The organism is Paraburkholderia sp. GAS348, assembly GCF_050434205.1.
Lineage (GTDB): Bacteria > Pseudomonadota > Gammaproteobacteria > Burkholderiales > Burkholderiaceae > Paraburkholderia.
Genome location: NZ_JBNPVT010000002.1, coordinates 17,411 through 36,218 on the forward strand (window position 1 = coordinate 17,411; position 18,808 = coordinate 36,218).

Genomic DNA, 18,808 nt, shown 5'->3' on the forward strand with positions numbered 1-18,808 from the left:
CGATTCAACGTTAGGGCAGCTTTGGGGTGGAGCACGAGCGGGGGTTAGAACTCACCCGGGCGGATCAGCCCGACGGCGATACCCTCGAGCGCGAACTCCGCATTGCCGGTTTCAACGAAGATGTTGTCGTAGTCGGGGTTCTCGGCGATCAGCTCGATACCGTTCGGCCGGCGCTTCAAGCGCTTGACCGTCACGTCGTCGCCCAAGCGCGCGATGATGATCTGGCCGTCTTTGGCTTCGCTTTTCTTCTGCACCGCGAGCAGGTCGCCGTCGAAGATGCCCGCGTCGCGCATGGACAGCCCACGTACCTTCAGCAGATAGTCCGGCTTGCTCGAGAACAGCGCCGGGTCGCACGCGTAGTGCTGCGAGATATGTTCCTGCGCAAGGATCGGGCTACCCGCTGCAACGCGGCCGATCAGCGGCAGCGACAGTTGCATGATGCTGGCGTGCGGCAGCGTGAACTGGTACGGCGAATCTTCCGGCCCCGCCAGCAGGCGAATGCCGCGCGATGCGCCGGCCGCGAGTTCGATCACGCCCTTGCGAGCCAGCGCCCGCAAATGTTCTTCTGCCGAGTTGGCCGAACTGAACCCCAGCTCGGCGGCGATCTCCGCGCGGGTGGGCGGAAAGCCGGTGCGTTCGATGGCCCGGCGGATCAGATCGAAAACCTGCTGCTGTCGTGCGGTGAGTTTGGTCATGGCGCCACTGTATGTATGAACAGGTGACTGTATTTTTATACAGTATTCCGCGCAATTCAAGCTTTACTTTAAGTTCGCGGCCCGGGGTGGCGTTCCAGCGTCGGAAATGGATGTCTTAATACCCATTTTCGTGCTGCAACGCCTTATCTGGCCGTCATTACCACTTTTGCGTATTAAAAAATGAAGAAACATTATTATTAATGATGAAAGCGCTTCGATAGACTGCCCTTCGAGTTGGCGCTCATGTGCACGTGACCGCGACGCAAAACAACACCACGCTGTTTCAGCGGACCACAACGCGGAGAAAGTTGGCATGAACCATCAAGGCACGGGGCTGGCAGGCAGGACCAGACAACTCATCGCGGCGCTCGCATTGGGCGCAGCCGGCACGATCGCCGCGCTCGGCGTCACGACACAGGGGCATGCAGCCGAGACGACGCTGCTGAACGTATCGTACGACCCGACACGCGAGCTGTACCAGGACGTCAATCAGGCATTCGGCAAGGAATGGAAGGCCAAAACGGGCGAGACGGTCACCTTCAGGCAGTCGCACGGCGGCTCGGGTGCGCAGGCGCGTTCGGTGCTGGACGGTTTGCAGGCGGACGTCGTGACGCTGGCTCTCGCCTACGACATCGACGCGCTGGCCAACAAGGGTTTGCTCGACAAAGGCTGGCAAAAGCGTTTGCCGGACAACGCCTCGCCGTACACGTCGACGATCGTGTTTCTGGTGCGCAAGGGCAACCCGAAGCACCTCAAGGATTGGGACGATCTGATCAAGCCGGGTGTGTCGATCGTCACGCCGAATCCGAAGACATCGGGTGGCGCGCGCTGGAACTACCTGGCCGCATGGGCCTATGCCGAACATCAGCCGGGCGGCAACGATCAGAAGGCCAGGGAATTCGTCGGCAAGCTCTATAAGAATGCCGGCGTGCTGGATTCGGGCGCGCGCGGCGCGACCACCAGCTTCGTGCAACGCGGAATCGGCGACGTGCTGATCGCGTGGGAAAACGAAGCGTTCCTGTCGCTGAAGGAATTCGGTCCGGACAAGTTTGAAATCGTCGTGCCGTCGGTGAGCATTCTGGCCGAGCCGCCGGTTGCGGTGGTGGACAAGGTCGTCGACAAGCACGGCACGCGCAAGCTGGCCGAAGCGTATCTGAACTTCCTGTACAGCGAGCAAGGTCAGGAAATCGCAGCGAAGAACTTCTACCGCCCGCGTTCGAACAAGGTGCCGGCCGAGCTGACCTCGAAGTTTCCGAAGCTGAAGCTGTACACGGTGGACGATTCGTTCGGCGGCTGGGCGAACGCGCAGAAGACGCACTTTGCCGACGGCGGCGTGTTCGATTCGATTTACTCGCCGCAGTAACGGCCACACAGCGCGGCACACGGCGGGACGAGATACGCAGTAAGACGTCGCAGTTAGACGTTGAAGTTAGACATGTGAGTCACACCTCGCCATTAAGCGCGCCCGCCCGGCGCGCTTGTGGCCAGCCAGGCGGCCGAAAAAAGAGCCACCGGCATCAACCCTGAAAGAGTACTGAGCATGACGACGCTGACCTTCCGAAAACCGAGTGCCTTGCCCGGTTTCGGCCTGACACTCGGCATCACGGTCGCTTATTTGAGCCTCGTGGTGCTGATTCCGCTTGCGGCGACCTTTCTCAAGACCGCGACGCTCGACTGGGCTCAGTTCGTGCGCGCGGTCACGTCGCCGCGCGTGCTCGCGTCGTATCGCCTGACGTTTTTCTCGGCCCTCGGCGGCGCGCTGATCAACGCCGTGTTCGGTTTTCTGGTCGCGTGGGTGCTGGTGCGTTATACGTTCCCGTTCAAGCGCATCGTCGATGCGGTGGTCGATCTGCCGTTTGCTCTGCCGACGTCCGTGGCCGGTATTTCGCTTGCGGCGGTGTATGCGGGCAACGGCTGGATCGGGCAGTTTCTCGAACCGCTCGGCATCAAGATCGCCTTCACGCCAGCCGGTGTGCTGATCGCGCTGACCTTCATCGGCTTGCCGTTTGTCGTGCGGACCGTGCAGCCGGTGCTCGAAGAGTTCGAGCGCGAGCAGGAAGAAGCGGCCGCCTGCCTTGGCGCGTCGCGCTGGCTGACGTTTCGCCGCGTGGTGCTGCCGGCCGTATTCCCAGCCTTGCTGACAGGCTTCGCGCTGGCCTTCGCGCGGGCGCTCGGCGAGTACGGCTCGGTGATTTTCATCGCCGGTAACGTGCCGATGAAATCGGAAATCACGTCGCTGCTGATCATCACCAAGCTCGAACAATACGATTACGCCGGCGCCACCGCCATCGCGGTCGTGATGCTGGTGGTGTCGTTCCTGATGCTGTTGCTGATCAATACGCTGCAGTGGTATCTGCAGCGCCGGACGGGCCGTGGCGGCGCAGGCCCGGCGCCTGCCGTTGCCAGCGTGGCGGCGATCGGTGTCGGCGGAGGTGTGCAATGAGCCGCAACTCCCTGAATGGTGTGGATGCCGCTGCTGTTGCCCTGGCGCCGCGCGCGCCGCTCAATGTCGCGCGCCGGCCCGATCCGGTCACCGAGCCGCCCGTCGTGCGCTGGATTCTGACCGGCGTCGCGTTGCTGTTTCTCGCGCTGTTCCTGGTCGTGCCGCTCGTCGCCGTGTTCTATCAGGCCTTGAACAAGGGGATCGGCTTCTATCTGGAATCGCTTGCCGACCCGGATGCGTTGTCGGCCATCAAACTTACCGTGATTACAGCTGCCATCGCGGTGCCGCTGAATCTCGTATTCGGCCTCGCCGCGTCATGGTGTATCGCCAAGTTCGACTTCCGCGGCAAGGCATTGCTGACCACGTTGATCGATCTGCCGTTCTCGGTCTCGCCGGTGATTTCCGGCTTGATCTACGTGCTGATGTTCGGCGCGCAAGGCTGGTTCGGCCCGTGGCTGCAAGACCATAACGTGCAGATCATCTTCGCGGTGCCGGGCATCGTGCTGGCGACGATCTTCGTCACGTTCCCATTCGTCGCGCGCGAACTGATTCCGCTGATGCAGGCGCAAGGCAACGACGAAGAAGAAGCCGCGCACGTGCTCGGCGCTTCGGGCTGGCAGACCTTTCGGCGCGTCACGCTGCCGAACGTCAAATGGGGCCTGCTGTACGGCGTGATTCTCTGCAACGCGCGGGCGATGGGCGAGTTCGGCGCGGTGTCGGTGGTGTCCGGCCACATTCGCGGCCAGACCGACACGATGCCGCTGCACGTCGAAATTCTCTATAACGAATACAACTTCTCGGCGGCGTTTGCCGTGGCGTCGGTGCTGGCCTTATTGGCACTCGTGACGCTCGGTCTGAAGTTGCTTGCCGAGCGCCATATGTCGGCGGAACTGTCTGCCGCGCGCGATGTGCCGGCGTATGCGGGGCCTGTCACGCCGGCGTCCGCTTTACAGCCCGCTCCACAGTCCGCTTCACAGTCAGTCAATACAACGCATGTGTCGAAGAGTGCAGTCAAGCACCCGCTCAAGCAAGGAGAGCTGTAATGGGTATCACCGTTCGTAACCTGCAAAAGCGCTTCGGCGATTTCGTCGCGCTCGATAACGTTTCGCTCGACTTTCCGCCGGGTGAACTGGTTGCGCTGCTCGGGCCGTCGGGTTGTGGCAAGACCACCTTGCTGCGTGTGATCGCCGGCCTCGAATACGCGGACGGCGGCCAGGTCGTGCTGCAAGGCCAGGACGTCGCGACGGTCGGCGCGCGTGAGCGCGAAGTCGGTTTTGTGTTCCAGCATTACGCACTGTTCCGTCACATGACGGTGTTTGAGAACGTCGCGTTCGGCCTGCGCGTGAAGCCTCGTAAAGAGCGGCCTTCGGAAGCGGTGATTCGCGAGAAGGTGCATGAACTGCTGAAGCTCGTGCAACTCGACTGGCTCGCGCAACGGTATCCGTCGGAATTGTCGGGTGGCCAGCGGCAGCGGATTGCTTTGGCACGCGCACTGGCTGTCGAACCGAAGGTCCTGCTGCTCGACGAACCGTTCGGCGCGCTGGATGCGAAAGTGCGCAAGGAATTGCGCAGCTGGCTGCGTCGGTTGCATGACGATCTGCATATCTCGACGATCTTCGTCACGCACGATCAGGAAGAAGCACTCGAAGTGGCCGACCGGATCGTCGTGTTGAATCGCGGGCATGTGGAGCAGGTGGGCAGTCCACAGGACGTGTACGACCATCCGCAAACTTCGTTCGTCTATGAGTTCCTCGGCGCGGCGAACCGTCTGCATGGCAACGTGAATGCGAGTGGCTTCGTGGTCGACGGCGCGGCGCTGCCGGTCGCGATCAAGGCCGATTTCAGCGGGCCGGCGTTCGCGTATGTGCGGCCGCACGATTTGCAGTTGTACCCGCAAGCGTCTGGCCACCGCGAAGGCATTGTGGTCGACGTGCGGCGCGTAGTGACGCTCGGCGGCTCGGTGCGTGTGGAACTGGCAGGCCGTGAAGGGAGCGTGCTCGAGGCGGAACTCGACCGCGAATCGTGGCGCGATCTGCAACTGGCGATCGGCGATGGCGTGACGGCCGTGCCACGCGCGTTGCGCGTATTTCCGGCGCAATGAGCGACACCCAAACCGACACCAAAACCGACACCCAAAGCAGCGCAGCAACACTCGGCGTTTCAATCAAACTCTAATAACTCAACTCTGGCTCAACCGGAGACATACAGATGAACTTTCAGCAATTGCGCTTTGTGCGCGAGGCCGTGCGTCAGAACATGAATCTGACTGAGGTGGCGAACGTGTTGTACACGTCGCAGTCGGGCGTATCGAAACAGATCAAGGACCTGGAGGACGAACTCGGCGTCGATATTTTCATCCGGCGCGGCAAGCGTCTGACGGGTCTCACCGAGCCGGGCAAGGCGGTGCATCAGCTGATCGAGCGGATGTTGCTGGATGCGGAGAATCTGCGCCGCGTCGCACGCCAGTACGCCGATCAGGACAGCGGCCACCTCGTCGTGGCGACGACTCACACGCAGGCGCGTTACGCGCTGCCGAAGGTAATTCGTCAATTCACCGAGGTGTTCCCGAAGGTGCATCTGGCGCTGCGCCAGGGCAGCCCGCAACAGATCGCTCAGATGATCATCAACGGCGAAGCGGACATCGGCATTTCGACCGAGGCGCTCGACCGCTTTCCTGATATCGTCACCTTCCCGTGCTATTCGTGGCATCACGTCGTGGTGGTGCCGAAGGAGCATCCGCTGGTCGGGCGCGAGAACCTGACGCTCGACGAGATCGCCGAATTCCCGATCGTCACCTACGACCAGGACTTCACGGGCCGCTCGCACATCGACCAGGCGTTCGCGAAAGCGGGTGCGCTGCCCGACGTCGTGTTGACCGCAATCGACGCCGACGTGATCAAGACTTACGTCGAACTCGGCATGGGCATCGGCGTGGTGGCGGCCATGGCTTACGATCCGAAGCGCGACACGGAACTGGTCGCGCTGGATACGCAGCACCTGTTCGAGGCGAGCACGACGCGGGTTGGCTTGCGCAAGGGCGCGTTCCTGCGCGCGTATGCATACCGGCTGATCGAAATGTTCGCGCCGCAGTTGAACGAAGCGGAAATCGCCGCGCAGCTGCGCGAAGCGGTTTGAGGCTTGCGCCGGATCGGCGCGGATCGGCATGGTTCGGCATGGTTCGGCATGGTTCGGCACGGGGCACGAACGGCGTCGCGTGAATTCGTTGCGGCGCCAGCGCGAACTTCATGCGGGCTGCGGCTGGCCGTGATGCAAACGCCGCGCAAACTCGTGGCGCACAGAGCGCTGGCCTCATCCAGTTCCGAAATCAACGGACATCCGTTTTTTCACGCATGGCGGCGCGCGGCGCATCGCTTACAATCGCCGCCATGAATACTTCGACTTCTTCCTCCGCCACGCCTTCAGACGAAGGCGCCACGCCGCCGCTGCCACGCATCGCCGTGCTGGCGACCGGCGGCACGATCGCCGGCGCGGCCGCGGACGCCACCAACACATCGGGCTACCAGGCCGGTGTGGTCGGCGTCGAGCAATTGCTGGCCGTGGTGCCTGCCTTGTCCACGGTGGCGCGCATCGCGCCCGAGCAGATTGCCAGCGTCGACAGTAAAGACATGGAAATGTCGCTATGGACCACGCTCGCGCAACGCATCAACACGTTGCTCGCCGACGATGACATCGACGGCGTGGTGGTCACACATGGCACGGATACGCTCGAAGAGACCGCTTATCTGCTGCATCTGACGATCAAGTCGGACAAGCCGGTCGTGCTGACGGCAGCCATGCGCCCGGCGTCGGCGCTGTCCGCCGATGGTCCGCTGAATCTGCTGAACGCCGTGACGGTTGCGGCGCACACGGGTTCGCGCGGGCAGGGCGTGCTGGTGGCGTTCAACAACAAGATTCACAGCGCACGCGACGTGGTCAAGACGAGTACATATGCAGTCGATGCCTTCCAGTCTCCGGATATCGGCGCGCTCGGCTGGGTGCAGGACGGCCGCGTCGAATTCCAGCGCAGCGTGGTGCGTCCGCATACGCTCGCGACCGAATTCGTGATCGGCGCGAAGTGGCCGCATGTGGAGATCATCGTGAGTTACGCGGGCGTCTCGCGCATTGCCGTGGATGCGTTGGTTGCTGCTGGCGTGCGCGGAATCGTCGTGGCGGGCACGGGTAACGGCTCGATTCACGCCTCGGTGCAGCAGGCGCTGGCCGATGCCGCTTCGCAAGGCGTCGCGGTGGTGCGTGCGTCGCGCGTGGGTTCAGGGCATGTGATGCGCAACGGCGCGGCCGCCGACGACGCACTCGGTTTCGTCAGCGCAGGTTCGCTGAATCCGTACAAAGCGCGCGTGCTGCTGATGCTGGCATTGGCCGCGGGCGGGACAGGGCCGGTTGCGTTGCAGAAGACTTTCGATACGTACTGATTGATGTGGCGCGGGCGGCCCGGTTCAAAGTCAGAATCGTGTCCCGCACATGAAGCTTGAATGACAACGCGGCGCCCAGGTCATCGACCCGGGCGCCGCGTTGTCGTTTCAGCTTAAGGTTGATCGCTATCGGCGGAAACAGGCGAGGCCGGCAAGCCGTTAGGCCGCGAGATCCGGAGGCAACTTCCCGCCGTTTGCCGCCAGCGCTTGCATCACCTGTTTGTGCAACCAGATGTTCATGCTCGCCGAATCGTTCGTGTCGCCGCCGTACTTCAGTTCCTGTGCGAGCTGCTTGCGATGTTCGAGGCTGCTGTCGACGCCGAGCGCTTTCAGCGTGTCGACGATCGACGTGCGCCAGTTCAACGTTTGCCCGCTCTCACTCACGAACTGGTCCATGACGGCGGCGACGTCGACGTCGGCCAGCGGCGCGGGCGCCGGTGTAGCCTCCGGTGCAGCAGCTTGCGCCGCTGCCGGATCCGGTGTCGGCTCAACCGCAGGCGCAGGCTGGTCGGGCTTCGCTTTGCCGAAGAGCTTGTTTACGATGTCACCAAAGATGCTCATTCTGAATCCTTTGCAGATGGGTTACCGGCGCAAGCACATTCCGCTCGCGGGTTGAACACTGGTTGGGAATCGGGCGAATGAAGCAGAGCACATGCGCTGCAATGATCGGCAAGCCGCACGTGATCGCTGATGCGCCTGCAACCAGACTCAACGAGTGTAGGAGAAAAGCGCGGACCGATGTGTCAAAAAAGGTCGTGCCGCGGCCGCGCAGTTGCAAGCAAATGCAAGCGGACTTGCGAGCACACGTGCGAGGAGACCTGCAAGGAGAGATGCTGGCAGGCGGCATGCATGATGCAGCCGCTGCGAGAGATTGGCGGAAAACGCATAAGTTTGAAATCCGACAGCCGGACACCCGACGACGACGTCTGACCGACCAAGGCTTCCCCGGCGCCGCCGGGTGCCGCTGCGGACCCCACTTGCCGCTCTCAGCCCAGAGCGGCACGATTTGCCCGTTCCGCCGACGATGCTTCACGACGGTCCGGGCGCCCCACCTGCGATTGCCATGACGTTGACGGTGCAACGATCACGGCAGTCTGTGTCCGTTTGCTTCAGGCCGCCTTGGCTTCGCTACCCGGCGCTTGCGCGACTTCGTAGTTCGCCATGATTTCGAGCGCGCGCACCATGGCCGAGTGATCCCATGCCTTGCCGCCGTTCGCCGCGCATACGCTGAACAGTTGCTGCGCGCTTGCCGTATGGGGCAGGGCGATACCCAGCTTGCGTGCGCCGTCGAGTGCGAGGTTCAGATCCTTCTGGTGCAGCTCGATGCGGAAGCCCGGATCGAACTTACGCCTGGTCATACGCTCGCCATGCACTTCGAGAATGCGCGACGAAGCGAAACCGCCCATCAGCGCCTTGCGCACACGTTCCGGATCGGCGCCCGAGCGCGATGCGAACAGCAGCGCTTCAGCCACCGCTTCGATGTTCAGCGCGACGATGATCTGGTTTGCGACCTTGCAGGTTTGACCTGCGCCGTTGTCGCCGATCAGCGAGATATTCTTGCCCATCAGTTCGAATAGCGGCAAGGCCTTGGCGAAGGCCTTCTCCGGGCCGCCCACCATGATCGTCAGCGACGCTTCACGCGCGCCGACTTCGCCGCCGGACACCGGTGCATCGAGGTAGTCCGCGCCCAGCGCGTTGATCTTCTTCGCGAAGGCTTGCGTATCGAGCGGCGAGATCGAGCTCATGTCGATCACCAGCTTGCCCTCTGTGAGGCCGGCGGCGACGCCGTCGTCGGCGAACAGCACGTTGGCGACGTCAGGCGTGTCCGGCACCATGATGATGACGATATCGGCGGCCTGTGCCACTGCGGTCGAATTGGCGACTACGGTGGTCGTCTTGCTCAGATCTTCCGGCACCGGGTACGCGCCATTCACGAACAGCGTGTGGCCGCCCTTGATGAGGTTGCGCGCCATGTGCGCGCCCATGATGCCGAGGCCGATGAAACCGATCTTTGCCATGTGTCTAAATCTCCAGTGTTGTTTGGGGTCCCGCAGAGGGACTTCCTTCGGGGCGTGGTGTGCCTGATGTGATCAATGAGTCGATCAGGCAGCGGCGTGGGCCGCGCCGCGGGTTTGCCCGGCCACGCTCTGCAGCCAGCCGAGGCCGGCGGCGGTGGTCGTGCGCGGTTTGTATTCGCAACCGACGTAGCCTTCGTAGCCGAGCGAATCGAGCAGGTCGAACAGGAACGGGTAGTTGATTTCGCCGGTGCCCGGCTCGTTGCGGCCGGGGTTGTCGGCCAGCTGGATGTGCGCGATCTGCGGCAGATTCTTTTTGATCGTTGCCGCGAGTTCGCCTTCCATCCGTTGCATGTGATAGATGTCGTATTGCAGGAACAGATTGTCCGAACCCACCGCGCGAATCACGTCGAGGCCTTCGCCCGAACGGTTCAGCGCGAAGCCGGGGATGTCGTACGAATTGCACGGCTCGACCAGCAGCTTGATGCCGGCTTTTTTCAGTTCGCCCGCGGCGAAACGCAGGTTGTCGACGATCGTCGAGCGTGCCTTGTCCGCATCGACGCCCGCCGTCGGAATGCCGACGAGGCAATTCAGTTGCGGCACCTTCAAAGCCGTCGCGTATTCGATCGCGCGGCCGACACCTTCCTGAAACTCGCCCACGCGATCCGGCAGGCACGCGATGCCGCGTTCGCCCGCTTCCCAGTTGCCCGCGGGCAGGTTGTGCAACACGAGCTTGAGACGGTTCTGTTCCAGACGCTCGCTCAATTCGGCGATCTGATACGGATACGGAAACAGGAATTCGACGGCGTTGAAGCCCGCCTCCGCTGCTGCCGCAAAGCGGTCGAGGAACGGGACTTCGTTGAACAGCATGGTGAGATTCGCTGCAAATTTCGGCATGGTGCTTTTTTGTCTCGCTGGTCGGTCAGTGGAATAACTTCATGAGGCGGCTAGGGGGTGCCGAGCCGCGCTCATGTGATGCTCATCGGGCCAAAGCGCGCGCATTGGAGCGCGCGTCAAAGCGTCAGAAAGTTCAGTCGAGCATGCTGATTGCCGTCGGCGCGTCTTCGCGCCTCTCGGCCAGATCTTCGAACTCGTTGATCGCGTCGATCTCGGTGCCCATCGAAATGTTGGTCACGCGTTCGAGGATCACTTCGACGATCACCGGCACGTTGAACTCGGAGAGCATCGCTTGCGCTTTCAGCAGCGCCGGCTTCAGTTCTTCCGGCTTGAACACGCGGATCGCCTTGCAACCCAGGCCTTCGGCAACCGCGACGTGGTCCACGCCGTAGCCGTTCGTTTCCGGCGAGTTGATGTTCTCGAAGCCGAGTTGCACACAGAAGTCCATCTCGAATGCGCGCTGTGCCTGGCGAATCAAACCGAGGTACGAGTTGTTCACCACCACGTGCACGTACGGCAGCTTGAATTGCGCGCCGGCTGCCAGTTCTTCGATCATGAACTGGAAGTCGTAGTCGCCCGAGAGCGCGACGATCGGACGTTGCGGGTCTGCTGCGCGCACACCGAGCGCCGCCGGAATCGTCCAGCCGAGCGGGCCTGCCTGGCCGCAGTTGATCCAGTTACGCGCCTTGTAGACGTGCAGGAATTGCGCGCCGGCGATCTGCGACAAACCGATCGTGCTCACGTAGCACGTATCGCGGCCGAACACCTGGTTCATCTCTTCGTACACGCGCTGCGGCTTCATCGGCACGTTGTCGAAGTGCGTCTTGCGCAGCATCGTCTTCTTGCGTTGCTGGCAATCGGCGACCCATGCGCTGCGGTCCTTCAGCTTGCCGGCGGCCTTCCACTCCTTCGCCACTTCGACAAACAGTTCGAGCGCGGCTTTCGCGTCCGACACGATCCCGAGGTCCGGTCCGAACACGCGGCCGATCTGCGTCGGCTCGATGTCCACATGCACGAACTTACGGCCCTTGGTATAAACCTCGACGCTGCCCGTGTGACGATTCGCCCAGCGATTGCCGATGCCGAGCACGAAGTCGGAGGCGAGCATCGTCGCGTTGCCGTAGCGGTGCGACGTTTGCAAGCCGACCATGCCGGCCATCAGCGGATGGTCGTCGGGAATCGCGCCCCACGACATCAGCGTCGGAATCACCGGCACGCCGACGGTTTCGGCGAATTCGACCAGCAGGTCTTCAGCGACTGCGTTCAGCACGCCGCCACCCGAGACGATCAACGGCTTTTCAGCGTCGTTCAAAAGCTTCAACGCGGCTTCGATCTGTTTGCGGGTCGCTTTCGGCTTGTAGACCGGCAGCGGCTCGTACGTGTCGATGTCGAATTCGATTTCGGCGAGCTGCACGTCGATCGGCAGGTCGACCAGCACCGGACCCGGACGGCCCGAACGCATCAGGTGGAAGGCCTGCTGGAACACGCGCGGCACCAGCGCCGGTTCGCGCACCGTGACAGCCCACTTGGTGACCGGTTTGGCGATCGATTCGATATCGACGGCCTGGAAGTCTTCCTTGTACAGACGTGCGCGCGGCGCCTGGCCCGTGATAGCCAGAATAGGAATCGAGTCGGCCTGAGCGGAGTACAAACCGGTGATCATGTCGGTGCCGGCGGGGCCCGAGGTGCCGATACACACGCCGATGTTGCCCGGCTGGGCGCGCGTATAGCCTTCGGCCATGTGCGACGCGCCTTCGACGTGACGCGCCAGCACGTGGCTGATGCTGCCTGCCTTGCGCATAGCCGAGTAGAACGGGTTGATTGCTGCGCCCGGAACGCCGAATGCGGTGTTGATGCCTTCTTTTTCGAGCACCAGCACGGCTGCGTCGACGGCTCTCATCTTGGCCATGAATGTCTCCTGAATGTCTTGGATGGGCGAATCGGTGGGGTAACGAATTCGTTGACGGATTTGCAAACCAAAAGGTGTTGATCGAACTGTAGGCTTCACCGAAAGGTTTGATAAGATCAGTCCGGGTCGCTTATTTCGAAACAAAAAGTATGGAATGGCGTGTGGCTTTGCGCGGCTGGGCGGGCGGGTGCGGAGCGTGACGCCTAGGGCGCGGCGAGCAGAGGGAGGCGCGAGCCGCGATCCGGAAGCTGGCGCCGTGAAGCCGAAAGCGCTGAACCCCGAGCCGTTGGCCCCGGGGCGCGAGAGGAGACAAACATGGACCGCTTCAAACAAATCGAAACTTTCGTGCGCGTCGCCGACGCGGGCAGTCTCGCGGCGGCCGCGCTGGAAGAGGGCGTGTCGCCGGTGATTCTCGGGCGCCGCATCGACGCGCTGGAAAAGCGCCTCGGCGTGAAGCTGATGTACCGCTCGACTCGGCGCCTCGTGGTCAGCGAAGACGGCGCGGCGTTTCTCGAGCGCTGCCGCGGCCTGCTGACCGAATGGGACCAGGCGGAAAACGAACTGAGCGCCGGGCGGCGCGCGGTGAACGGCCATTTGATCGTGTCGGCGCCGGCCGCGTTCGGGCGCAAGCACGTTGCACCGCTCGCGCCGGCTTTTCTCGCCGACAAGCCGGAGTTGCAAGTGTCGTTCAACCTGACCGACCGCGTCGTGGATCTGGTGCGCGAGGGTTATGACCTGTCGATCCGGATCGGCGGCGTAGTCGATCCGAATTTCGTCGCGGTGAAGCTGGCGTCGAACCGGCGCGTGGTCTGCGGCACGCCGGACTATTTCCGCAAATACGGCAAGCCGAAAACGCTCGAAGATCTGCCGCAGCACAACTGCCTGGCGTTCAACCTGCAAGGCGGGCAGAACCGCGGCTGGTACTTCCGCCGCAACGGCAAGCTGGCGACGGTGCGGGTGGGCGGCACGCTCGACTGCAACGACGGCGAGCTGCTGCATCGTTGGGTATCCGAAGGGCTCGGGCTCGGCTGGCGCTCCACGTGGGAAATCCAGCAGCAACTGGCGCGCGGCGAGCTGGAAACCGTGCTGGACGAATTCGCACTGCCCGACTACGACATTCTGGCGGTCTATCCGCAGCAGCGTTATGTGCCGGCCAAGGTGCGCTACTTCATCGATTACCTGAAAGAGGTGTATGCCAGCGAGGATTACTGGAATCGCCCCACTTACTAGCATTAGCGGCTTGAATATTCGGATTCAAGACGCAGGCGGGAATAAACCCGGCACGTGACCGGTTATGCGTAATGAGCGAGTGAAAGCGAGTTACACAGCCTGGCTGCAACCTCCTGGAGGGCCGAGGTGGTCCAAACCGATTCAGACGCCGCCCGCGCGCACGTCAATGCCGACGCCGATGCAGCAAGGAGCCGCCGTTTTCAGGAACTGGCGCTGCCGCACCTCGACGCCGCGTACAACCTGGCGCGCTGGCTGTGCGGCAACGCCAACGATGCCGACGACGTGGTGCAGGAAGCGTTCATGCGCGCGTTCCGTTTCTTCGATACCTTCCGGGGCGACTCGGCGCGGCCGTGGCTGCTCGCGATCGTGCGCCGCACCTGGTACACGGAGTGGCGGCGGCGCGCGTCGTCGCACGAGACGGTGGAGTTCGACGACACCATGGACGACGCCACCTTCGAAGGCTGGAGCGCGGGCGGCGCGGATCCGCAGACACTCCTGATCCGCAACGAGGATACGAAGCTCGTGCACGATGCGCTCGCGCAATTGCCGGTCGAGTACCGCGAGGTGCTGATCCTGCGGGAGCTTGAAGAAATGGGTTATCGCGAGATCGCAATGGTGGCCGACGTGCCGATCGGCACGGTGATGTCGCGGCTCGCGCGGGGCAGGCGCAAGCTGGCCGCGCTGCTGACGGCGAAGCAAGGGGGGAGCGGTTCGCCACGCGCCACGATGCCGGGCGCATGCACGCCATCCACGGCTTCCGTCACGCCACTCCGGGCGGCCTCCAACGGCCGTCCGCCCAACAACCCCGGCGCAAGCGCCGCCGGCTTAGCTCAGGAGACGCCAGATGGACTGTAACGAAGCGCGGCCGCTCCTCGATGCGAACGCCGACCACGAATTGCCCGCGCCGGACGCTCAGCGCGTCCAGCAGCACATCGAGCGCTGCGACGCCTGCCAGCGCGAAAGCGAAAATCTGCATACGTTGAGCGAATCGCTGCGCGCGGCTCCTTATCATCGCGCGCCGGCGTCGCTGCGGGCCCGGATTGTCGCGGGACTGCCTGGGACGGACGATGCCATTGCCATGACGACTCAGGTTCCGGCCGGCGCGGCCGTTAAACCTCCGCCGCTTCAGCGGCGCTGGCTCGCGTGGATCGATAGCTGGCTGAACGGCTGGCGTGGCCCGCAGGGCGGCTTTGGCGGCCTGGGCGCTGCCGTCGGCTCGAACAGACTGATTGCGCAAGGCTGGCTGGCCGCGTTGGTCGTCTGGCTGTGCGCCGTGGCCGCGGGCGTCACGCTAAGTCTGCACCGCCCGGTGGAGTTCGCGCCGTTCGCCGACGAACTGGTCGAGAGCCACGTGCGCGCGCAGGTGTCGGGGCGCGACATCGACGTGATTTCGACGGACAAGCACACGGTCAAGCCGTGGTTCAACGGCCGGCTCGATTATTCACCGCCGGTCGAGGACCTCGCGGCGAGCGGCTTCGCGCTGGAGGGTGGGCGGCTGGATTACCTCGCGCATCAGCGGGTGGCCGTGCTGGTGTACCACTACCGCAAGCACGTGATCGACGTGTACGTGTTTCCGGAGGCCGGCACCGGCGGAACGGGCCGCAGCACGGACGGCGCGGCCCCCGCGACGCTGGCCCGCGAAGGCTATTCGATCTCGCACTGGAACGCAGAAGGGATGACCTGGTGGGCGATCACGGACGCCGCGCCGGATGCGTTGAGCGGGTTGGAAGCGGCGCTGAAAGCCCGCCTGCAAGGCGGCGAGCGGACTGAGGGCGGCTAAAAGCAGCTGCGATCAGCGTTTTTAGCCGCCAGATCGCGCTGCAGGAGACACACGACGGCCTCCGGCGCGTTCGGGGCTTTGCCCGCCGGTTTCGATCGCCTTTTTGGTCACCGTAACCCACGGCGTCAGCCGCGACCACCCGTTAGCCCCTAAACCCTTGAAAACACACCCGATTCACGTGCCGCATTAACGGGATATCTTGCAACCCGGCCCCAATCGGGTTACACTCTTTGGCTTCTCACTTGCCACACCGGTTCCGACGCCCGGGTGGCTTTAATCCACAAGTCCCAAGGAGTGTGTATGCGTCATTATGAAATCGTCTTTATCGTGCACCCCGATCAGAGCGAGCAAGTGCCCGCCATGATCGAGCGTTACAAGAGCACGATCACGTCGCACGGTGGTCAGATCCACCGTATCGAAGACTGGGGCCGTCGCCAACTGGCCTACATGATCGAGAAACTCGCGAAGGCTCACTACGTCTGCATGAACATCGAATGCGACCAAACCACGCTCGACGAGCTGGAACACGCATTCAAGTTCAACGACGCTGTTCTGCGTCACCTGATCGTCAAGATGAAGAAGGCCGAAACCGGCCCGTCGCCGATGATGAAGGAAGTGCAGCGCGAAGAAGCCAAGAAGTCGGCTGCTACGCAACCGTCCGAAGCGCAGGCTTAAGACACACAATTTAAGCTACCAGATCAAGCGTCGCTCTCGTCAAAGGCTTCATGAACCGGCTGCAACTTACGGCCAGCGTCGTCGAACGCGAACCGGTGCGGTATACCCCCGCCGGCGTTCCGATTGCAGGCTGCACGTTGCACCACCGCACGGAAGTCGTCGAAGCCGGCATTGCCCGGCAAGTCGAACTGACCATGCAGGCGGTAGCCGCAGGCGAGGCGAGCGGTAAGCTGGAAGGCTGTCAGATGGGCGTGGAAACGCTCTTCACAGGCTTTCTGGCGAAAAAGCACCGCAACGCAAGAACACTGGTATTTCACATCACAGAATTGCAGGACATTGGAAAGGACTGAACATGCCCCGCCCGACTGGTAAGAAATTCGACAAGCGTCGTCAGCAACAAAATCCGCTCTTCAAGCGCAAGAAGTTCTGCCGTTTCACGGCCGCTAACGTCGATCACATCGACTACAAGGACCTCGAAACGCTGAAGGACTTCATCGGCGAAAACGGCAAGATCACGCCGGCGCGTCTCACGGGTACGAAGTCGCACTATCAACGCCAGCTGGACACGGCAATCAAGCGCGCACGTTTCCTCGCGCTGGTGCCGTACACCGACCAGCACAAGGCCTAACCCGACGACGCGATAAGGAGTATCCGAATGCAAATTATTCTTCTGGAAAAAGTCGTCAATCTGGGCAACCTGGGCGATATCGTGAAGGTCAAGGACGGTTACGCACGTAACTTCCTGATCCCGAACAAACAAGCTCGCCGCGCAACGAAGGAAGCCCTGGCTGAATTCGAAGTTCGCCGTGCTGAACTGGAAAAGATCGCCGCTGAAAAGCTGGCTATCGCTCAAGCTCAAGGCGAAAAGCTGGCAGGCTCGACGGTTCAGATCAATCAGAAGGCTGGCGTCGACGGCCGTCTGTTCGGCTCGGTGACGAACGCGGACATCGCTGATGCACTGGTCAAGCAAGGCTTCGCAGTGGAAAAGGCGCAAGTGCGTCTGCCGGAAGGCCCGCTGAAGCTGGTTGGCGACCACGCTGTTCAGATCTCGCTGCACACCGACGTTCTCGTCGATGTCAACGTGGCTGTGATCGGCGAACACGTCTAAGCATCAGTTAGCATCTGCCAGGTTGTTACTGGCAAAAGGCAGGGGCCGGGTGACCGGCCCCTGCCTTTTTTGTTGCCCGTTTCCGATGTATCGAAGTATCGGTTTTGATTTCCCTCCGCGCGCATTTACCCGATAATTCCTCTCCATGAACGCACCGTCCAAAGATCCCCAAATCGAGTCGCTGAAAGTCCCGCCGCATTCGATCGAAGCCGAGCAGTCGGTGCTGGGCGGCCTGCTGCTCGACAACGCGGCATGGGACCGCATCGCCGACTTCCTGTCGCAGAGCGATTTTTACCGGTACGACCACCGCATCATTTTCGAGCACATTGGCAAGCTGATCGCAGCGACGCGTCCGGCCGACGTGATTACCGTGTACGAGGCGCTCGGCACCTCGGGCAAGGCGGAAGAGGTCGGCGGTCTCGCCTACCTGAACGCGCTGGCGCAGAACACGCCGAGCGCGGCCAATATCCGCCGCTACGCGGAAATTGTGCGCGATCGTGCGGTATTGCGCCGCCTCGTGTCCGTGGCCGACGAAATTTCCGCCGACGCTTTCAATCCGCAGGGTAAGGAAGTCCGCCAGTTGCTGGACGAGGCGGAATCGAAAGTGTTTTCGATCGCGGAAGACGGTGCGCGCGGCACGCAGGGTTTCCTGGAGATCGGGCCGCTCCTGACCGAGGTGGTCGAGCGGATCGATACGCTGTATCACACCGCCAATCCGAGCGACGTGACCGGCACGCCGACTGGTTTTGTCGACCTGGACCGCATGACCTCCGGTATGCACGGCGGTGAGCTGATCATCGTGGCGGGCCGCCCGTCGATGGGTAAGACGGCGTTTTCAATGAACGTCGGCGAATATGTGGCGGTCGAGTACGGCCTGCCGGTCGCCGTGTTTTCGATGGAAATGCCGGGCTCGCAACTCACCATGCGTATGCTGGGCTCGGTCGGCCGGCTCGACCAGCACCGCATGCGGACTGGGCGCCTGACCGACGAGGATTGGCCGAAGCTCACGCACGCGGTGCAGAAAATGAGCGAGGCGCAGATTTTCATCGACGAAACCGGCGGCTTGAACCCGATGGAATTGCGCTCGCGCGCGCGTCGGCTGTCGCGCCAGTGCGGCAAGCTTGGGCTGATCATCATCGACTACTTGCAGCTGATGAGCGGTTCGTCGTCGGGTGAAAACCGTGCGACCGAAATCTCGGAAATCTCGCGTTCGCTGAAGAGTCTCGCTAAGGAACTCGACGTACCGGTGATCGCGTTGTCGCAGCTCAACCGCGGTCTCGAACAGCGCCCGAACAAGCGGCCGATCATGTCCGACTTGCGTGAATCCGGCGCTATCGAACAGGATGCGGACGTCATTCTGTTCATCTATCGCGATGAGGTGTACAACCCGGACAGCCCCGACAAGGGTACGGCGGAGATCATCATCGGTAAGCAGCGGAATGGTCCGATCGGCCCTGTTCGGCTCACGTTCCATGGCCAATTTACGAAGTTCGACAATTTTGCCGGCGCGCAGAATTTCTACAGCGAGTAAAGGGGCAACTGCTGGGATAAGGGCTGGGTCTGTTGTAACGACGCTTTCAAAAGTGCGGCATCGATCCCGGAACGGTACAATGTGGCGGTTTTATG

Annotated in this window: 19 protein-coding genes; 14 read left to right on the plus strand and 5 right to left on the minus strand. The window is 62.3% G+C overall.

Features of this window, described 5'->3' with window-relative positions; all coding sequences use genetic code 11:
* Nucleotides 1–44: 44 nt before the first annotated feature.
* Complete coding sequence (gene lexA / locus P3T22_RS02980; protein ID WP_429324178.1) at nucleotides 45–695, minus strand: transcriptional repressor LexA; 651 nt, start codon at nucleotides 693–695, stop codon at nucleotides 45–47.
* A 313-nt stretch (nucleotides 696–1,008) separates the two neighbouring features.
* Between lexA and P3T22_RS02985 the strand changes: the two genes are divergently transcribed.
* The 6 genes from P3T22_RS02985 to P3T22_RS03010 all read left to right on the plus strand — a co-directional run bounded on the left by P3T22_RS02985 (nucleotide 1,009) and on the right by P3T22_RS03010 (nucleotide 7,568).
* Nucleotides 1,009–2,058: a sulfate ABC transporter substrate-binding protein gene (locus P3T22_RS02985; RefSeq protein ID WP_063495970.1), complete on the plus strand. Its 1,050-nt coding sequence runs from the start codon at nucleotides 1,009–1,011 to the stop codon at nucleotides 2,056–2,058.
* Between the two features lie 177 nt (nucleotides 2,059–2,235).
* Complete coding sequence (gene cysT, locus P3T22_RS02990; protein ID WP_063495971.1) at nucleotides 2,236–3,138, plus strand: sulfate ABC transporter permease subunit CysT; 903 nt, start codon at nucleotides 2,236–2,238, stop codon at nucleotides 3,136–3,138.
* A complete protein-coding gene (gene cysW, locus P3T22_RS02995; protein ID WP_063495972.1) occupies nucleotides 3,135–4,181 on the plus strand; it encodes a sulfate ABC transporter permease subunit CysW in 1,047 nt (348 codons plus the stop codon). The genes cysT and cysW overlap by 4 nt, the downstream gene beginning before the upstream one ends.
* Nucleotides 4,181–5,239 (plus strand): sulfate/molybdate ABC transporter ATP-binding protein, encoded by a 1,059-nt coding sequence (locus tag P3T22_RS03000; RefSeq protein WP_063495973.1) that lies wholly within the window; start codon nucleotides 4,181–4,183, stop codon nucleotides 5,237–5,239. Before cysW ends, P3T22_RS03000 begins: the two co-directional genes overlap by 1 nt.
* 107 nt (nucleotides 5,240–5,346) lie before the next feature.
* Nucleotides 5,347–6,273, plus strand: coding sequence for a CysB family HTH-type transcriptional regulator (locus P3T22_RS03005; RefSeq protein WP_063495974.1), 927 nt, complete (start codon nucleotides 5,347–5,349; stop codon nucleotides 6,271–6,273).
* 251 nt (nucleotides 6,274–6,524) lie between these two features.
* A complete protein-coding gene (locus P3T22_RS03010) occupies nucleotides 6,525–7,568 on the plus strand; it encodes an asparaginase (protein ID WP_063497931.1) in 1,044 nt (347 codons plus the stop codon).
* Between the two features lie 159 nt (nucleotides 7,569–7,727).
* On the opposite strand, the gene P3T22_RS03015 is transcribed toward P3T22_RS03010, so the two are convergent.
* From P3T22_RS03015 to gcl, 4 genes are all read right to left on the minus strand, one after another.
* Nucleotides 7,728–8,129: a DUF3597 domain-containing protein gene (locus tag P3T22_RS03015; protein WP_063495975.1), complete on the minus strand. Its 402-nt coding sequence runs from the start codon at nucleotides 8,127–8,129 to the stop codon at nucleotides 7,728–7,730.
* A gap of 548 nt (nucleotides 8,130–8,677) precedes the next feature.
* Nucleotides 8,678–9,586, minus strand: a complete 909-nt coding sequence (locus P3T22_RS03020; protein ID WP_063495976.1) for a 2-hydroxy-3-oxopropionate reductase — start codon at nucleotides 9,584–9,586, stop codon at nucleotides 8,678–8,680.
* Between the two features lie 84 nt (nucleotides 9,587–9,670).
* Nucleotides 9,671–10,480: a hydroxypyruvate isomerase gene (hyi, locus tag P3T22_RS03025; protein WP_429324179.1), complete on the minus strand. Its 810-nt coding sequence runs from the start codon at nucleotides 10,478–10,480 to the stop codon at nucleotides 9,671–9,673.
* A 133-nt stretch (nucleotides 10,481–10,613) separates the two neighbouring features.
* The gene (gcl, locus tag P3T22_RS03030) at nucleotides 10,614–12,389 is read right to left on the minus strand and encodes a glyoxylate carboligase (RefSeq protein WP_063495978.1); all 1,776 of its coding nucleotides are present in this window, start codon (nucleotides 12,387–12,389) and stop codon (nucleotides 10,614–10,616) included.
* 315 nt (nucleotides 12,390–12,704) lie between these two features.
* Between gcl and P3T22_RS03035 the strand changes: the two genes are divergently transcribed.
* The 8 genes from P3T22_RS03035 to P3T22_RS03070 all read left to right on the plus strand — a co-directional run bounded on the left by P3T22_RS03035 (nucleotide 12,705) and on the right by P3T22_RS03070 (nucleotide 18,713).
* On the plus strand, nucleotides 12,705–13,619 hold the full coding sequence (locus P3T22_RS03035; protein WP_063495979.1) for a LysR family transcriptional regulator: 915 nt from the start codon (nucleotides 12,705–12,707) through the stop codon (nucleotides 13,617–13,619).
* Nucleotides 13,620–13,745: 126 nt separating this feature from the next.
* On the plus strand, nucleotides 13,746–14,474 hold the full coding sequence (locus P3T22_RS03040; protein ID WP_429324180.1) for an RNA polymerase sigma factor: 729 nt from the start codon (nucleotides 13,746–13,748) through the stop codon (nucleotides 14,472–14,474).
* Nucleotides 14,464–15,399: an anti-sigma factor family protein gene (locus tag P3T22_RS03045; protein ID WP_429324181.1), complete on the plus strand. Its 936-nt coding sequence runs from the start codon at nucleotides 14,464–14,466 to the stop codon at nucleotides 15,397–15,399. The genes P3T22_RS03040 and P3T22_RS03045 overlap by 11 nt, the downstream gene beginning before the upstream one ends.
* A gap of 300 nt (nucleotides 15,400–15,699) precedes the next feature.
* The gene (gene rpsF, locus P3T22_RS03050; RefSeq protein WP_006048823.1) at nucleotides 15,700–16,074 is read left to right on the plus strand and encodes a 30S ribosomal protein S6; all 375 of its coding nucleotides are present in this window, start codon (nucleotides 15,700–15,702) and stop codon (nucleotides 16,072–16,074) included.
* Between the two features lie 50 nt (nucleotides 16,075–16,124).
* Nucleotides 16,125–16,424 (plus strand): primosomal replication protein N, encoded by a 300-nt coding sequence (gene priB / locus P3T22_RS03055; RefSeq protein WP_028196682.1) that lies wholly within the window; start codon nucleotides 16,125–16,127, stop codon nucleotides 16,422–16,424.
* 2 nt (nucleotides 16,425–16,426) lie between these two features.
* Complete coding sequence (rpsR, locus tag P3T22_RS03060) at nucleotides 16,427–16,702, plus strand: 30S ribosomal protein S18 (protein WP_012432802.1); 276 nt, start codon at nucleotides 16,427–16,429, stop codon at nucleotides 16,700–16,702.
* 27 nt (nucleotides 16,703–16,729) lie between these two features.
* Nucleotides 16,730–17,182, plus strand: coding sequence for a 50S ribosomal protein L9 (gene rplI / locus P3T22_RS03065; protein WP_063495981.1), 453 nt, complete (start codon nucleotides 16,730–16,732; stop codon nucleotides 17,180–17,182).
* A gap of 145 nt (nucleotides 17,183–17,327) precedes the next feature.
* Complete coding sequence (locus P3T22_RS03070; RefSeq protein ID WP_063495982.1) at nucleotides 17,328–18,713, plus strand: replicative DNA helicase; 1,386 nt, start codon at nucleotides 17,328–17,330, stop codon at nucleotides 18,711–18,713.
* Nucleotides 18,714–18,808 lie beyond the last annotated feature (95 nt).

What these genes read in the sequence shown, in the direction of transcription:
- lexA (WP_429324178.1), bottom strand. Translation starts at nt 695, where the DNA reads ATGACCAAACTCACCGCACGACAGCAGCAGGTTTTCGATCTGATCCGC.
- P3T22_RS02985 (WP_063495970.1), top strand. Translation starts at nt 1,009, where the DNA reads ATGAACCATCAAGGCACGGGGCTGGCAGGCAGGACCAGACAACTCATC.
- cysT (WP_063495971.1), top strand. Translation starts at nt 2,236, where the DNA reads ATGACGACGCTGACCTTCCGAAAACCGAGTGCCTTGCCCGGTTTCGGC.
- cysW (WP_063495972.1), top strand. Translation starts at nt 3,135, where the DNA reads ATGAGCCGCAACTCCCTGAATGGTGTGGATGCCGCTGCTGTTGCCCTG.
- P3T22_RS03000 (WP_063495973.1), top strand. Translation starts at nt 4,181, where the DNA reads ATGGGTATCACCGTTCGTAACCTGCAAAAGCGCTTCGGCGATTTCGTC.
- P3T22_RS03005 (WP_063495974.1), top strand. Translation starts at nt 5,347, where the DNA reads ATGAACTTTCAGCAATTGCGCTTTGTGCGCGAGGCCGTGCGTCAGAAC.
- P3T22_RS03010 (WP_063497931.1), top strand. Translation starts at nt 6,525, where the DNA reads ATGAATACTTCGACTTCTTCCTCCGCCACGCCTTCAGACGAAGGCGCC.
- P3T22_RS03015 (WP_063495975.1), bottom strand. Translation starts at nt 8,129, where the DNA reads ATGAGCATCTTTGGTGACATCGTAAACAAGCTCTTCGGCAAAGCGAAG.
- P3T22_RS03020 (WP_063495976.1), bottom strand. Translation starts at nt 9,586, where the DNA reads ATGGCAAAGATCGGTTTCATCGGCCTCGGCATCATGGGCGCGCACATG.
- hyi (WP_429324179.1), bottom strand. Translation starts at nt 10,480, where the DNA reads ATGCCGAAATTTGCAGCGAATCTCACCATGCTGTTCAACGAAGTCCCG.
- gcl (WP_063495978.1), bottom strand. Translation starts at nt 12,389, where the DNA reads ATGGCCAAGATGAGAGCCGTCGACGCAGCCGTGCTGGTGCTCGAAAAA.
- P3T22_RS03035 (WP_063495979.1), top strand. Translation starts at nt 12,705, where the DNA reads ATGGACCGCTTCAAACAAATCGAAACTTTCGTGCGCGTCGCCGACGCG.
- P3T22_RS03045 (WP_429324181.1), top strand. Translation starts at nt 14,464, where the DNA reads ATGGACTGTAACGAAGCGCGGCCGCTCCTCGATGCGAACGCCGACCAC.
- rpsF (WP_006048823.1), top strand. Translation starts at nt 15,700, where the DNA reads ATGCGTCATTATGAAATCGTCTTTATCGTGCACCCCGATCAGAGCGAG.
- priB (WP_028196682.1), top strand. Translation starts at nt 16,125, where the DNA reads ATGAACCGGCTGCAACTTACGGCCAGCGTCGTCGAACGCGAACCGGTG.
- rpsR (WP_012432802.1), top strand. Translation starts at nt 16,427, where the DNA reads ATGCCCCGCCCGACTGGTAAGAAATTCGACAAGCGTCGTCAGCAACAA.
- rplI (WP_063495981.1), top strand. Translation starts at nt 16,730, where the DNA reads ATGCAAATTATTCTTCTGGAAAAAGTCGTCAATCTGGGCAACCTGGGC.
- P3T22_RS03070 (WP_063495982.1), top strand. Translation starts at nt 17,328, where the DNA reads ATGAACGCACCGTCCAAAGATCCCCAAATCGAGTCGCTGAAAGTCCCG.